This window comes from Pseudomonas sp. GW821-FHT02B10, assembly GCF_059421865.1.
Genome location: NZ_JBWKVU010000006.1, coordinates 145,163 through 160,577, shown reverse-complemented (window position 1 = coordinate 160,577; position 15,415 = coordinate 145,163). Strand labels below are relative to the sequence as shown.

Sequence of the window (15,415 nt, the reverse complement as noted above, 5' to 3'; positions counted from 1 at the left end):
CAAAGACAACTTTACACCGTCTGTCGCAACGGCTTCATTCAATATGTCGATCAGCCAGTACTCGGCACAGGTAAAAACCTCTTACTTGTCACTTACATACCGGCTGTGGTCGCCCTGATATCAGGCGTCCACCATCGCCATCGCCTCCTCGACATCCACTGCTACCAGGCGCGAACAGCCGGGTTCGTGCATCGTCACGCCCATCAATTGATCGGCCATTTCCATGGCGATCTTGTTGTGGGTGATATAGATGAACTGCACCGTCTGCGACATCTCTTTAACCAGCCTTGCGTAGCGTCCAACGTTAGCGTCATCCAGCGGGGCGTCAACTTCGTCGAGCATGCAGAACGGCGCCGGGTTCAACTTGAAGATGGCAAATACCAGCGCCAGGGCCGTCAATGCTTTCTCACCACCGGACAACAAATGAATGGTGCTGTTCTTCTTCCCTGGCGGACGCGCCATGATCGTTACCCCTGTATCGAGTAGATCTTCGCCCGTCAGTTCCAAATAAGCGCTGCCGCCACCGAAAACTTTTGGAAAGAGCGCCTGTAAACCGCCGTTAATCTGATCAAAGGTATCCTTGAAACGATTACGGGTTTCCTTGTCGATCTTGCGAATCACGTTTTCCAGGGTTTCCAGGGCTTCCACCAGATCGGCGTCCTGGGCGTCCAGATAACGTTTGCGTTCGGACTGCTGCTGGTACTCATCGATGGCCGCGAGGTTGATCGCCCCCAGGCGCTGGATGCGCGCGGCAATCCGCTCGAGTTCTTCCTCGGCCTCTTTCTCGCTGGCCTGCTCGGTCAACGTGGCGAGCACGCCCTGCAAGTCGTAACCGTCTTCCAGCAACTGGTCCTGCAAGGTCTTGCGACGCACGCTCAGGGCCTGCCATTCCATGCGCTGCTGTTCGAGCTGGCCACGGATCAACTGCGATTGCTGCTCGGCCTGGGTCCGACGTTTTTCCGCGTCGCGCAATTCGCGGTCGGCATCTTCCATGGCGATCTGCGCGCTCTTGAGCTCGACGTCGACGGTCATGCGTTTTTCGAGCAATTCCTCGAGTTTCAAGCGCAGCTCTTCCAGCGGCGCGGCGCCCTCCTCCAGGTTCAGGCTGAGCTGTTCACGCTTCTCCGTCAGACGCTCCGATTGCAGCTCCAGGCGCTCCAGGGCCTGGCGGGTGGAGTCGTGCTGAGCCTTGAGCGACCCCAGGCGCACCGCCAACTGATGAGCGTGATCCTTGTGCTGGCGCGCCTCCTGGCGCACCCGGTCCAGGCGTTCGCGCAAACTGTCGCGCTGGGCCAGCAGCAATTCGCGCTGCTCGGTGTCCAGGGCCATGCTGTCGAGGGCTTCCTGCAACTGCAGACGGGCTTCGCCCACCTGCTCGTGCTCCACAGCGCGCTGCTCGCCCAGCTCCGCCACTTCTTCATCCAGGCGCGTGCGGCGCAGGGCCAACTGCTCGGCCTTGGCCTTGCCGGCGGAAAGCCTGGCTTTCAATTCACCCTGCTGACGGGCTTCGTCCTGCAACAGGCGGCGCAGATGTTCGCGGCCGTTCTCCTGCTGGCGCTGTTGCGCACGCAGGTTCTGCAACCGGGTTTCCAGGTCTTCCACGCTGGCTTCGCGCTCGTCGCGCTCCAGGCTCAGTTGTTCGATTTCCTGGTTGCGCGCGAGCATGCCGCTTTCCGCTTCGCTGGCGCGGCGCACCCGCAGGAAATGCCGGCCGACCCAGAAGCCGTCGCGACTGATCAGACTCTCGCCGGCCGCCAACTGACCGCGCAGAGCGAGGGCCTGTTCAAGGCTTTCCACCGGCTTGACCTGGCCCAGCCACGGCGCCAGATCGACCTGAGCATCGACCTTGTCCAGCAGGCTGCCAGGCATCCGCGCGCCCTCGCCCGCCAACTGGAGCAGGCGCAGCTCGCCCTGCTCGAAGCCGGCCAGGTCGAAGCCGGCAAAATCGTCGACCAGTACCGCTTGCAGGTCGGCGCCGAGTACGGTTTCCACCGCCAGCTCCCAACCGGCCTCGACCTTCAGGCCTTCGGCCAGCCGCGGACGCTCGGCCAACTGTTGCTCCTGCAGCCATTGCGCGGCGCCGGTCCCCGGATTGAGTGCTGCCTGCTGCAAAGCCTCCAGCGAGGCCAGGCGCCCATTGAGACGCTGCAATTCGCCCTGGGCCTGCTGTTGGGCCTGGGTCGCCTGATGCAGCTCCTGGCGCAGTTGCTCCAGGCGCTCGACTTGAGCGTCTTCGCTGGCCTGCAAATCTTCCAGGGTCGCCTCGCTGGCCGCGAGTTGTTCATTGAGTTCGAGGATCGCCGCGTCTTCCGGGTCGGCGGCGAGCAACGCGCGCTCCTCCACCAGGCGCCGCTGGCGCTCGCCCAGGCGTTCCATGCTGCCTTCGAGCTGCTGGATACGCGACTGCTGCACCTCGGCCTGGCGTCGCGGTTCGGCGGATTTGAGGTTGAAACCGTCCCACTGCTCCTGCCAGCCGTGCATGGTGGTTTCGGCTTCTTCCAGGGCCGCGGCAGCCTCTTCGGCGGCGGCGCTGGTGACTTCCTGCTCGGGCTCGAGCATTTCCAACTCTTCACCGAGGGTCGCGAGCAAGGTGCGGTCGTGGCCCAGGTGGGATTCGGTCTCCTGCCGTGCACGCTCGGCCTCGCGCAAGTCGTCCTGCAACTGGCGCAAACGCTGCTGGCCGTGCTGGATGCTCTGTTCGACCCGGGCGATGTCGCCACCGACCGAATAGAAGCGCCCCTGCACTAGATTGAAGCGCTCGGACAGCTCATGGTGACCGTCACGCAGGCGTTCGATGGCGGCATCGGCATTGCGTTGCTCCGCCACCAGGGCTTCAAAGCCGACTTCCTGGTTGCCGATGATCGATTCGCGCTGGCCGACCTGCTCGTTAAGCTCCTGCCAGCGCAGTGCCGACAGCTGGGCCTTGAGCTGACGCTCCTCGCTTTTGTATTCCTGGTACTTCTCGGCCGCCTGGGCCTGGCGGTGCAGGCGTTCGAGCTGGCGTTCCAGCTCCTCGCGCAGGTCGGTCAGGCGCGCCAGGTTTTCGTGGGTACGGCGGATGCGGTTTTCGGTTTCCCGGCGGCGCTCCTTGTACTTGGAAATCCCGGCGGCTTCTTCGATGAAGTTGCGCAGGTCTTCCGGCTTGGCTTCGATCAGCTTGGAGATCATGCCCTGCTCGATGATCGAGTAGCTGCGTGGCCCCAGGCCGGTGCCGAGGAAAATGTCGGTAATGTCGCGACGGCGGCACTTGGCGCCGTTGAGGAAATAGCTGTTCTGGCTGTCGCGGGTGACCTTGCGGCGGATGGAGATTTCCGCGTAGGCCGCGTACTCGCCGACCAGGGTGCCGTCGGAGTTGTCGAAGACCAGCTCGATGCTGGCCTGGCTCACTGGCTTGCGACTGGTGGAACCGTTGAAGATGACGTCGGTCATCGACTCGCCGCGCAGGTTCTTGGCCGAGCTCTCGCCCATGACCCAGCGCACGGCGTCGATGATGTTCGACTTGCCGCAACCATTGGGTCCGACCACCGCCGCCATGTTACTGGGGAAGTTCACCGTGGTCGGGTCGACGAAGGACTTGAAGCCCGCCAGCTTGATGCACTTGAGCCGCACGCTCAGGCAACCGTCAAGGCGGCGACTACCAGGTCGCAACTGCGCCGGGCATAGGCCGTCAGCACCAGGCGGATCGTCGGCAGGTCACGGGCCAGTACGGCGGCCAGCAGTTGCTCGAACAGGTCGAGGAATTCGCTCATTTCCGCCTTGCGCTGCTCCAGGGCCAGGAAATAGGCACGGCTCATCGCCGGCTGCAGGTTCTCGACGGTTTCCTGCAGGTACGGGTTGTCGGCGAACGGGTAGGCGGCGCGCATCACATTGAAGCTGTCTTCGACGAAACTGCGGATGTCCTGGCGCTCATAGGCGGCGATCAATCGCTGCTGGATCTGCAGGAACGGCGCCATGTCGGCCTGCAGTTCCCAGCCGTTGGCCACCGAGTTGCCCAGCAGGATGTACAGCTCGCTCATCAGGGTGCACAGGCTCCGCACCTTGTGCGGAGTGAGTTCGGTCACATGGGCGCCACGACGCGGCAGGATGGCGATCAGGTGACGGCGTTCGAGGATCAGCAGGGCCTCACGGACCGAGCCGCGGCTGACATTGAGGGCCAGCGTGACCTTCTGTTCCTGAATGCGCTCCCCAGGCTTGAGCTCGCCGCGAATGATGCGTTCGGCGAGGTGGTGAGCGATTTGCTCGGCGAGGCTGTCCGGCGCCTTGAACGTCATGGTTTTCCTTCAAACTCTCAGATCGGTACAAGCGGCGCAGTGTAGCGCAATTGCTACCTCATGGCGGAGTGCCCAAGGGCCTGAATTTGGCACGGAATAAGCAAAAAGCACTGCGGCCCGGGAGGGTCAATACTGTTTGAAAGCGCGTGTTGATCGGCAAAAAATGATTTCCTGACCTTTAAGTCAGAAAATCATTGACCGAAAAGTCAGACATGACTAAATTCGGCCCCAGTCGGTTAACAACAATAATGAGTCTGCGAGGCCTTCCGTGATCCAGTTTTTACTCAACCAGGAACTCCGTAGCGAGCACACCCTGGACCCGAATCTGACGGTGCTCAATTATCTGCGCGAGCATCTGGGCAAGCCCGGCACCAAGGAAGGCTGCGCCAGTGGCGACTGTGGCGCCTGCACCGTGGTGGTCGGCGAATTGCAGACCGACGACACAGGCACGGAGCATATCCGTTATCGCAGCCTCAACGCGTGCCTGACCTTCGTCTCGTCGCTGCACGGCAAACAGCTGATCAGCGTCGAAGACCTCAAGCACCAGGGCCAGTTGCACAGCGTGCAGAAAGCCATGGTCGAATGCCACGGCTCGCAGTGCGGCTTCTGTACGCCGGGCTTCGTCATGTCGCTGTTCGCCCTGCAGAAGAACTCCGAACAACCCGACGCGCACAAGGCCCACGAGGCCCTGGCCGGCAACCTGTGCCGCTGCACCGGCTACCGCCCGATTCTCGCCGCCGCCGAGCAGGCCTGCTGCGGCAAGCAGCCGGACCAGTTCGACGCCCGCGAAGCCGAGACCATCGCCCGCCTGAAAGCCATCGCCCCCAGCGACACCGGCGAGCTGAACAGTGGCGACAAACGTTGCCTGGTACCGCTGACCGTATCCGACCTGGCCGACCTGTATGACGCCTACCCGCAAGCTCGGTTGCTGGCCGGCGGCACCGACCTGGCACTGGAAGTCACCCAGTTCCACCGCCCGCTGCCGGTGATGATCTACGTCGGCAACGTCGCCGAAATGAAACGCGTCGAGCGCTTCGACGACCGCCTGGAAATCGGCGCCGCCACCGCCCTCTCCGATTGCTACGACGCCCTCAAGGCCGAATACCCGGACTTCGGCGAACTGCTGCAACGCTTCGCCTCGTTGCAGATCCGCAACCAGGGCACCCTGGGCGGCAACATCGGCAACGCTTCGCCCATCGGCGACTCACCGCCCTTGCTGATCGCCCTGGGCGCGCAGATCGTCCTGTGCAAGGGCAACACCCGCCGCTCCCTGGCCCTGGAAGACTATTTCATCGACTACCGCGTCACCGCGCGCCAGGAAAGCGAGTTCATCGAGAAGATCATCGTGCCACGGGCCAGCGCCCAGCAGCTGTTCCGCGCCTACAAGGTGTCCAAGCGCCTGGACGACGATATTTCCGCGGTCTGCGCGGCCTTCAACCTGCGTATCGAGAACGGCGTGATCGCCGACGCCCGCGTGGCCTTCGGTGGCATGGCCGCCACCCCGAAACGCGCCAAGCACTGTGAGGCCGCGCTGCTCGGCGCCCCTTGGAGCGAGACCACCGTCGAACGTGCCTGCGCCGCCCTGGGCGAAGACTTCACCCCGCTTTCGGACTTCCGCGCCAGCAAGGAATACCGCCTGCTCAGCGCCCAGAACCTGCTGCGCAAATACTTTATCGAACTGCAAACACCGCACATCGAGACCCGGGTGACCGCTTATGTCTAATCATCACAAAGTCGAGAAGACTCAAGCCGAACTGAGCGCCCTGTTTCAACAGGACCTGGCCACCGGCGTCGGGCGCAGCGTCAAGCACGACAGCGCCGCCAAGCATGTGTCCGGCGAGGCGGTGTACATCGATGACCGGCTGGAATTCCCCAACCAGCTGCATGTGTATGCGCGCCTCTCGGACCGTGCCCACGCCAAGATCCTCAGCATCGACACCGCGCCCTGCCATGCCTTCGACGGCGTGCGTATCGTCATCACCCACAAGGACATTCCGGGGCTGAAAGACATCGGCCCGCTGCTGCCCGGCGACCCGCTGCTGGCCATCGACGACGTGCAGTTCGTCGGCCAGCCGGTGCTGGCCGTGGCCGCCCGCGACCTGGAAACCGCGCGCCAGGCGGCCATGGCCGCGGTCATCGAATACGAGGACCTGGAGCCGGTCCTGGACGTGGTCGAAGCCCTGCGCAAACGCCACTTCGTCCTCGACAGCCACACCCACCAGCGCGGCGACTCGGCCAAGGCCCTGGCCAGCGCCGAGCATCGCCTGCAGGGCACGCTGCACATCGGCGGCCAGGAACATTTCTACCTGGAGACCCAGATTTCCTCGGTGATGCCCACCGAAGACGGCGGCATGATCGTCTACTGCTCGACCCAGAACCCCACCGAGGTGCAGAAGCTGGTGGCCGAGGTGCTGGACGTGTCGATGAACAAGATCGTGGTCGACATGCGCCGCATGGGCGGAGGTTTCGGCGGCAAGGAAACCCAGGCCGCCAGCCCGGCATGCCTGTGCGCGGTGATCGCGCACCTCACCGGCCAGCCAACCAAGATGCGCCTGCCGCGGGTCGAAGACATGCTGATGACCGGCAAGCGCCACCCCTTCTATATCGAGTACGACGTCGGCTTCGACAGCACCGGGCGCCTGCATGGCATCCAGCTGGAGCTGGCCGGCAACTGCGGTTGCTCGCCGGACCTGTCGGCCTCGATCGTCGACCGGGCGATGTTCCACGCCGACAACTCGTACTACCTGGGCGACGCCACCATCAACGGCCATCGCTGCAAGACCAACACCGCGTCGAACACCGCCTACCGTGGTTTCGGCGGCCCGCAAGGCATGGTCGCCATCGAGGAAGTGATGGACGCCATCGCCCGCCATCTCGCCCTCGACCCGCTGGCCGTGCGCAAAGCCAACTACTACGGCAAGACCGAACGCAACGTCACCCACTACTACCAGACCGTCGAGCACAACATGCTCGAAGAGATGACCGCCGAACTGGAAGCCAGCAGCCAGTACGCCGAGCGCCGCGAAGCGATCCGCCGCTACAACGCCGGCAGCCCGATCCTGAAAAAGGGCCTGGCACTGACCCCGGTGAAATTCGGCATTTCCTTCACCGCCAGCTTCCTCAACCAGGCCGGCGCGCTGGTGCACGTCTATACCGACGGCAGCATCCACCTCAACCACGGCGGCACGGAAATGGGCCAGGGCCTGAACACCAAGGTGGCGCAGGTGGTGGCCGAGGTGTTCCAGGTGGAGATCGACCGGGTGCAGATCACCGCGACCAACACCGACAAGGTGCCCAACACCTCGCCGACCGCCGCCTCCAGCGGTGCCGACCTGAACGGCAAGGCGGCGCAGAACGCAGCGGAAATCATCAAGAAACGCCTGGTGGAGTTTGCCGCCCGACAGTACAAGGTCAGCGAGGAAGATGTGGAATTCCACAACGGCCATGTGCGGGTCCGCGACCAGATCCTGAGTTTCGAGGAACTGATCCAGCAGGCCTATTTCGCCCAGGTCTCGCTGTCCAGCACCGGCTTCTACAAGACCCCGAAAATCTACTACGACCGTGCCCAGGCCCGTGGCCGGCCGTTCTACTACTTCGCCTACGGCGCCGCCTGCGCCGAGGTGATAGTCGACACCCTGACCGGCGAGTACAAGATGTTGCGCACCGACATCCTGCATGACGTCGGCGCCTCGCTGAACCCGGCCATCGACATCGGCCAGGTGGAAGGTGGCTTCATCCAGGGCATGGGCTGGCTGACCATGGAAGAGCTGGTGTGGAACGCCAAGGGCAAGCTGATGACCAACGGCCCGGCCAGCTACAAGATTCCGGCAGTGGCCGACATGCCGCTGGACCTGCGGGTCAAGCTGGTGGAAAACCGCAAGAACCCGGAAGACACGGTGTTCCATTCCAAGGCCGTGGGCGAACCGCCGTTCATGCTCGGCATCGCCGCCTGGTGCGCGATCAAGGACGCCGTGGCCAGCCTTGGCGATTACCGGCACCAGCCGAAGATCGACGCACCGGCCACGCCGGAGCGGGTGTTGTGGGGCTGCGAGCAGATGCGCCAGCTGAAGGTGGCGAAGGCCGTGGAGACCAAGGCGGAACTGGCTTCCCTGTAAATCCCATCGCGAGCAAGCTCGCTCCTACAGATATCGCACCCTCCTGTAGGAGCGAGCTTGCTCGCGATGACGACATTGCAGACGACAACGTTGCAAGAGGTGAAACATGTACAACTGGATCAGCGCCCTCGCCGACCTGCAAACCCGCGGCGAACCCTGCGTGCTGGTGACCATCATCGAAGAGCTGGGTTCGACGCCACGCAATGCCGGCTCGAAAATGGTCATCAGCGCCACCCAGAGTTTCGACACCATCGGCGGCGGCCACCTGGAATACAAGGCCATGCAGATCGCCCGCGAGATGCTCGCCAGCGGCAAGCAGGATACCCACCTGGAGCGCTTCAGCCTGGGCGCCAGCCTCGGCCAGTGCTGCGGCGGGGTGACGGTGTTGCTGTTCGAACCCATGGGCCAGGTCCAGGCGCAGATCGCGGTCTTCGGCGCCGGCCATGTCGGCCGCGCGCTGGTGCCGCTACTGGCGAGCCTGCCGTGCAAGGTGCGCTGGATCGATTCGCGGGAACAGGAATTCCCCGAGCAAATCCCCCAGGGCGTACGCAAGATCGTCAGCGAAGAGCCCGTCGATGAAATCGACGACCTGCCCGCCGGCAGCTACTGCATCGTCATGACCCACAATCACCAGCTCGACCTGGAGCTCACCGCCGCGATCCTCAAGCGCAACGACTTCGCCTACTTCGGCCTGATCGGCTCGAAGACCAAGCGAGTGAAGTTCGAACACCGCCTGCGCGAGCGCGGCTTCGACAGCGGCGTGCTGCAACGCATGCGCTGCCCGATGGGGCTCGGCGAAGTCAAAGGCAAGTTGCCTGTGGAAATCGCCATCTCCATCGCCGGCGAAATCATCGCCACCTATAACGCCAATTTCGGCCAGCACAGTGCCCGCGCCGAACCCATTGCCAAACTGCTGCCGGCCTCGCGCCGCAGCCATGCCACTCATTAAAAAGCCACGAACCGAGACTGCCTCATGCCTCTGACTCGCAAAGCCTACCGTGCCGCCATCCTGCACAGCATCGCCGACCCCGCCGAGGTCGGCATCGAAGCCTCCTACGAGTATTTCGAGGATGGCCTGCTAGTGGTCGACAACGGCCAGATCAGCGCCCTCGGCCACGCCAGCGAATTGCTCGCCAGCCTGCCCGCCGATATCGAGATCACTCACTACCAGGATGCGCTGATCACCCCAGGCTTTATCGACACCCATATCCACCTGCCGCAGACCGGCATGGTCGGTGCCTATGGCGAGCAGTTGCTGGACTGGCTCAACACCTACACCTTCCCCTGCGAAAGCCAGTTCGCCGACCAGGCCCATGCCGAGGAAGTGGCGGGGATTTTCATCAAGGAACTGCTGCGCAACGGCACCACCACCGCCCTGGTCTTCGGCAGCGTGCATCCGCAATCGGTGAATGCCTTTTTCGAAGCGGCGCAGAAGCTCGACCTGCGAATGATCGCCGGCAAGGTGATGATGGACCGCAACGCCCCGGACTACCTGACCGACACCGCCGAATCCAGCTACCTGGAAAGCAAGGCGCTGATCGAGCGCTGGCATGGCAAGGGCCGCCTGCACTATGCGGTGACACCGCGTTTCGCCCCGACCAGCACCCCGGAACAACTGACCCTCGCCGGGCAATTGCTCGGCGAATACCCCGACCTGTACATGCAGACCCATATCAGCGAGAACCTGCAGGAAGTCGAATGGGTCAAGGAGCTGTTCCCCGAGCGCAAGGGCTACCTGGATGTGTACGACCACTACCAGTTGCTGGGCGAGCGCTCGGTGTTCGCCCACGGCGTGCACCTGTGCGACGACGAATGCGCGCACCTGGCGCAGACCGGTTCGGCCGTGGCCTTCTGCCCGACCTCGAACCTGTTCCTTGGCAGCGGCCTGTTCAACCTGCCGATGGCCGAGAAGCACAAGCTGAATGTCGGCCTGGGCACCGACGTCGGCGGCGGCACCAGCTTCTCGCTGCTGCAGACCCTGAACGAAGCCTACAAGGTCATGCAGTTGCAGGGCGCGCGCCTGAGTCCGTTCAAGTCGCTGTACCTGGCCACCCTCGGCGGCGCGCGCGCACTGCGCCTGGAAGAGCGGATCGGCACCCTGCAACCAGGCACCGACGCCGACTTCCTGGTGCTCGACTACAACGCCACGCCACTGCTGAACTATCGCCTGAAACAATCCAAGAGCATCGCCGAGACGCTGTTCGTGCTGATGACCCTGGGCGATGACCGCACCGTGGCGCAGACCTATGCAGCGGGCAATCTGGTGCACCAGCGCTAATCCCGGAAACGAAAAATCCCCCGCTTCATGCGCTGAGACGGGGGATTTTTTTATCTGCTGTAAACCCTGTAGGAGCAAGCTTGCTCGCGAAAAGATCGCCAAGGATGACGAGCTTTGGCAGACAGGTCGCCGCTTCGCGGCTATCGCGAGCAAGCTCGCTCCTACAGGGAGATGGCGTTACAGCTTGGCGGGAGAGCGGCCCGGCTTCTTGGTTTGCAGCAGGTGCGAGAACACCGCATGCAGGTCGTCCGAGGCGCTTTCTTCGTCGAGGTTGAGCTTGCTGTCGATGTGATCCATGTGATGCATCATCAGGGTCACCGCCAGCTCCGCGTCGCGGGCCTCGATGGCGTCGATCAACTGGGTGTGCTCATCGTAGGAACAGTGCGAACGGTTGCCGCTTTCGTACTGGGCGATGATCAGCGAGGTCTGCGACACCAGGCTGCGCTGGAAGCTGATCAGCGGAGCATTCTTCGCCGCCTCGGCAAGTTTGAGGTGGAACTCGCCCGACAAGCGGATACCGGCGCCGCGATCGCCACGGGAAAAGCTGTCGCGCTCGTCGTTGACCATCTGCCGCAGCTCGGCAAGCTGTTCGGCCGTGGCGTGCTGCACCGCCAGCTCGGTGATCGCCCGCTCCACCAGCCGGCGCGCCATGAACACCTGGCGGGCTTCCTCGACACTCGGGCTGGCCACGACTGCGCCGCGATTGGGTCGCAGCAGCACCACGCCTTCATGGGCCAGGCGCGACAGCGCACGACGAATGATGGTACGGCTGACCCCGAAAATTTCCCCCAGCGCCTCTTCGCTCAACTTGGTGCCGGGCGCCAGGCGCTGTTCGAGGATGGCCTCGAAGATATGCGCGTAGACAATATCGTCCTGGGTCCCGCTGCGACCGGCCTTGCCTGCTCGCGGTTGTTTCTTGAGGGGTTGCAACTGTTCGTTCATGGGCACTCGAGTCGGGAGAACTGCGGCGAATTGACCGTGACTGTAATACGGCACAGTGGGTCGCTGACAAGTATCGCGTAAAAACAATGGCACATTGTACACAACCCATAGGGTTTATTCGCAATAACTGTATGGTCCACAGGCTGTCGCAACGACTGTACGGCCATTTGCCGCCCTGGCTGTATTGCAATGAATGGTTACTTTTACGTTTAGGCTTGGCCCCTGCTTTCGTCACCCAACGCCCCTGCGCCGGGCTTTCGGGCGACAGATATCTTTATCAGAACAAGGAACAGTGCTCCATGTCCGACGCCTCCCTCGCGCCATTACGCCCCCTGGCCGATACTTCGCCCTCGGCCGTAGTCGCCGGCTTCATCGCCATGATGACCGGCTACACCAGTTCCCTGGTGCTGATGTTCCAGGCCGGACAGGCCGCCGGGCTGACCAGCGGGCAGATTTCCTCGTGGATCTGGGCCATCTCCATCGGCATGGCCATCTGCAGCATCGGCCTGTCCTTGCGCTACCGCACGCCGATCACCGTCGCCTGGTCGACCCCCGGCGCCGCGCTGCTGATCACCAGCCTGTCCGGGGTGAGCTACGGCGAAGCCATCGGCGCCTATATCACTTGCGCGGTGCTGGTAACCATCTGTGGCCTGACCGGCAGCTTCGAACGCCTGGTCAAGCGCATCCCGGCCTCCCTCGCCGCGGCACTGCTGGCGGGCATCCTGTTCAAGATCGGCAGCGAGATCTTCGTCGCCGCACAGCACCGCACCGGCCTGGTGCTGGGCATGTTCTTCAGCTACCTGCTGGTCAAGCGCCTGTCGCCACGCTATGCGGTGCTCGCCGCGCTGCTGATCGGCACTGCATTGGCCGGGGTGATGGGCCTGCTGGACTTCAGCCAATTCCACCTGGAAGTCGCCACGCCGGTGTGGACCACCCCGCACTTCTCCCTGGCAGCGACCATCAGCATCGGCATCCCGCTGTTCGTGGTGGCCATGACCTCGCAGAACATGCCCGGGGTCGCCGTGCTGCGCGCCGACGGCTACAACGTCCCGGCCTCGCCGCTGGTCACCACCACCGGCATCGCCTCCCTGCTGCTGGCGCCGTTCGGCTCCCACGGCATCAACCTGGCGGCCATCAGCGCGGCGATCTGCACCGGCCCCCATGCCCACGAGGACCGCAACAAGCGCTACACCGCGGCGGTCTGGTGCGGGATTTTCTACGGCATCGCCGGGGTCTTCGGTGCCACGTTGGCGGCGCTGTTCGCGGCCCTGCCCAAGGAGCTGGTGCTGTCGATCGCCGCGCTGGCGCTGTTCGGCTCGATCATCAACGGCCTGAGCATCGCCATGAGCCAGGTGAAGGAACGCGAGGCGGCGTTGATCACCTTTATGGTGACGGCCTCGGGCCTGACCCTGTTTTCCGTCGGCTCGGCGTTCTGGGGAATCGTGGCCGGCGTGCTGACCCTGGCGATCCTGAACTGGAACCAGGAATGAGCCTGTAGCCGCTGCCGCAGGCTGCGATAAGCCCGAAGGGCTTCAGCGATCTCAAGACCTTGCGCGTCCTTCGGTCGCGATCGCAGCCTACGGCAGCGGCTACAGCCCGCCCACGCGAAATCCCGGGAAACAGGCCCGAGGCATATAAAGGTTCTGCGGGGGAAATAAATAGAGAAGGCTGTACCGCGACAGCCGTGAGTCGGCGGCCCGGACGGGCCACCGACTCAGCACATCAGGCTACCGGATTGATCGAGTTTTCCGGGTACCAGACGTCCAGCAGCGGGCTGACTTCAACGCTGGTCAGCTCGGTGCGGGCCTTGAGCCAGGCTTCGACCTTGGCACGTTGCTCTTCGCTGACCGAACCGCGTTTGCTCAGGCAAACCAGGCCGAAGTCATCGCCACCAACATAGCCGAGGCCGTTGGCTTCCATCGCTTCTTTGAGGAACGCGTCGAGGAAAGCGTCAATAGCCTCTTCGGCCAGATCTTCTTTGAAATCCAGGTTCAGCTCAAAACCCAGCTCCTGAAATTCATCTACGCACAGTTTTTTGCGCAGACGGCGGGAACGGTTAGTGGCCATGGAACAATCCTCATAAGTAATAACGGGCGGCACTTTACCAGTTTAAGCAACCGATTGCCTGACTCTATGAGGGCCTTGGCCTGCCATTGGGAAAAAAATAGCGCATTAGCCCGCCGCGGCACGGCACAAGCCGCTATACCTTGGGGCATAATGCCGACACTTTCGTGACCACTGAGGGAATTTATCGTCATGCCCTCGTCTTTTCTCCCCTCGGCTGTAGGGTTTTACTTCACATGATCAAATCTTTGCGTCCACTTTTTCTTGCCGGTCTTCTTCTGCCCCTGGCCATTTCCGTTTCCGCCGCCACCGTCAACACCACCCTTTCGCCCAAGGTTCAACAGGCCCTCAAGGCCAGCAAACTACAAGACAACGCCCTGTCGCTGGTGATGATCCCGCTCAGCGGCCCGGGCACGGCCACCGTTTACAACGCCGACGTGTCGGTCAACCCGGCCTCGACCATGAAACTGGTTACCACCTACGCCGCCCTGGAAATGCTCGGCCCGACCCACCAGTGGAAAACCGAGTTCTACACCGACGGCACCCTGAGCGGCGGCATCCTCAATGGCAACCTGTACCTCAAGGGCGGCGGCGATCCCAAGCTGAACATGGAAAAACTCTGGTTGCTGATGCGCGACCTGCGGGCCAACGGCGTGCAGCAAGTGACCGGCGATCTGGTGCTGGACCGCAACTTCTTCGTGCAGCCGCAGCTGCCGCAGTTCAACGACGACGGTAACGACGAGAACAAGCCGTTCCTGGTCAAGCCCGATGCCCTGCTGGTCAACCTCAAGGCCCTGCGCTTCGTGGCGCGCAACGATTCGGGCAAGGTGCTGATTTCCGTCGAGCCGCCGATTGCCAGCATTCGCATCGACAACCAGGTCAAGGCCATCGGCGGCAAACAGTGCACCGGCAACGTGCGCTACAACCCGGTCCCACAGGCGGACGGCAGCGTCACTGTGACCGTCAACGGCCAGCTGGGCGACGGTTGCAGCTCGCAGACCTACCTGTCGCTGCTCGACCACGCGACCTACACCGCCGGCGCCGTACGCGCCATCTGGAAGGAACTGGGCGGCAGCATCCAGGGCAAGGACCGCCTGGCCGCCGTGCCATCCAGCGCCAAGGTGCTGGCCCGAGCCTTCTCGCCGGACCTGGCGGAAATCATCCGCGACATCAACAAATACAGTAACAACACCATGGCCCAGCAACTGTTCCTCAGCCTCGGCGCGCAATACCGCACCGAAGCCGATGGCGACGATGCCAAGGCGGCGCAACGGGTGGTGCGTCAGTGGCTGGCGAAGAAAGGCATCACCGCGCCGCACCTGGTGATGGAGAACGGTTCGGGCCTGTCCCGTGCCGAACGGGTCAGCGCCCGCGAAATGGCCTCCATGCTGCAAGCGGCCTGGAGAAGCCCGTACTCGGCGGAGTTCATCAGTTCGATGCCGATCGCCGGCATGGACGGCACCATGCGCAAGCGCCTGAAGCGCACCGCGATGTCCGGTGAAGCCCACGTGAAGACCGGGACCCTGAACACTGTCCGCGCCATCGCCGGCTACAGCCGCGACAGCAACGGCAACACCTGGGCCGTGGTAGCGATTCTCAACGATCCGAAGCCCTGGGGCGCGTCCTCGGTGCTCGACCAGGTGCTGCTGGATCTGTACCGCCAGCCGAAACTGGCAGACACCGCTTCGACCCTGTAAGCCGTCACTCAGGTGGCGCGAGGGCAACCTCGCGTCACCCCACTTCTG

Annotated in this window: 10 protein-coding genes; 6 read left to right on the top strand and 4 right to left on the bottom strand. The window is 63.2% G+C overall.

Annotated elements, in window-relative coordinates:
* Nucleotides 1-120: 120 nt before the first annotated feature.
* Together smc and AC07VU_RS15695 are read right to left on the bottom strand one after the other, a co-directional pair.
* Complete coding sequence (gene smc, locus AC07VU_RS15700) at nucleotides 121-3,609, bottom strand: chromosome segregation protein SMC (protein WP_277588222.1); 3,489 nt, start codon at nucleotides 3,607-3,609, stop codon at nucleotides 121-123.
* Nucleotides 3,610-3,611: 2 nt separating this feature from the next.
* Nucleotides 3,612-4,271 (bottom strand): GntR family transcriptional regulator, encoded by a 660-nt coding sequence (locus AC07VU_RS15695; protein ID WP_007922360.1) that lies wholly within the window; start codon nucleotides 4,269-4,271, stop codon nucleotides 3,612-3,614.
* Between the two features lie 268 nt (nucleotides 4,272-4,539).
* On the opposite strand from AC07VU_RS15695, the gene xdhA reads away from it, so the two are divergent.
* The 4 genes from xdhA (at nucleotide 4,540) to guaD (ending at nucleotide 10,664) form a co-directional block, all read left to right on the top strand.
* Nucleotides 4,540-5,994 carry a xanthine dehydrogenase small subunit gene (gene xdhA, locus AC07VU_RS15690; protein WP_495030114.1) on the top strand — a complete coding sequence of 485 codons (1,455 nt, stop codon included), beginning with the start codon at nucleotides 4,540-4,542 and terminating at the stop codon, nucleotides 5,992-5,994.
* Nucleotides 5,987-8,386, top strand: a complete 2,400-nt coding sequence (gene xdhB, locus AC07VU_RS15685) for a xanthine dehydrogenase molybdopterin binding subunit (RefSeq protein WP_495030113.1) — start codon at nucleotides 5,987-5,989, stop codon at nucleotides 8,384-8,386. Before xdhA ends, xdhB begins: the two co-directional genes overlap by 8 nt.
* 106 nt (nucleotides 8,387-8,492) lie before the next feature.
* Complete coding sequence (gene xdhC, locus AC07VU_RS15680; protein WP_009042936.1) at nucleotides 8,493-9,335, top strand: xanthine dehydrogenase accessory protein XdhC; 843 nt, start codon at nucleotides 8,493-8,495, stop codon at nucleotides 9,333-9,335.
* A 24-nt stretch (nucleotides 9,336-9,359) separates the two neighbouring features.
* Nucleotides 9,360-10,664, top strand: a complete 1,305-nt coding sequence (gene guaD, locus AC07VU_RS15675; protein WP_495030112.1) for a guanine deaminase — start codon at nucleotides 9,360-9,362, stop codon at nucleotides 10,662-10,664.
* Nucleotides 10,665-10,841: 177 nt separating this feature from the next.
* On the opposite strand, the gene AC07VU_RS15670 is transcribed toward guaD, so the two are convergent.
* A complete protein-coding gene (locus AC07VU_RS15670; RefSeq protein ID WP_007932193.1) occupies nucleotides 10,842-11,606 on the bottom strand; it encodes a GntR family transcriptional regulator in 765 nt (254 codons plus the stop codon).
* Nucleotides 11,607-11,905: 299 nt separating this feature from the next.
* Between AC07VU_RS15670 and AC07VU_RS15665 the strand changes: the two genes are divergently transcribed.
* On the top strand, nucleotides 11,906-13,096 hold the full coding sequence (locus tag AC07VU_RS15665; protein ID WP_277588219.1) for a benzoate/H(+) symporter BenE family transporter: 1,191 nt from the start codon (nucleotides 11,906-11,908) through the stop codon (nucleotides 13,094-13,096).
* Between the two features lie 232 nt (nucleotides 13,097-13,328).
* Here AC07VU_RS15665 and AC07VU_RS15660 read toward each other — a convergent pair whose 3' ends face one another.
* The gene (locus AC07VU_RS15660) at nucleotides 13,329-13,673 is read right to left on the bottom strand and encodes a YggL family protein (RefSeq protein WP_007932191.1); all 345 of its coding nucleotides are present in this window, start codon (nucleotides 13,671-13,673) and stop codon (nucleotides 13,329-13,331) included.
* A gap of 233 nt (nucleotides 13,674-13,906) precedes the next feature.
* Here AC07VU_RS15660 and dacB point away from each other — a divergent pair, with 233 nt between their 5' ends.
* Nucleotides 13,907-15,367 carry a D-alanyl-D-alanine carboxypeptidase/D-alanyl-D-alanine endopeptidase gene (gene dacB, locus AC07VU_RS15655; RefSeq protein WP_495030111.1) on the top strand — a complete coding sequence of 487 codons (1,461 nt, stop codon included), beginning with the start codon at nucleotides 13,907-13,909 and terminating at the stop codon, nucleotides 15,365-15,367.
* Nucleotides 15,368-15,415 lie beyond the last annotated feature (48 nt).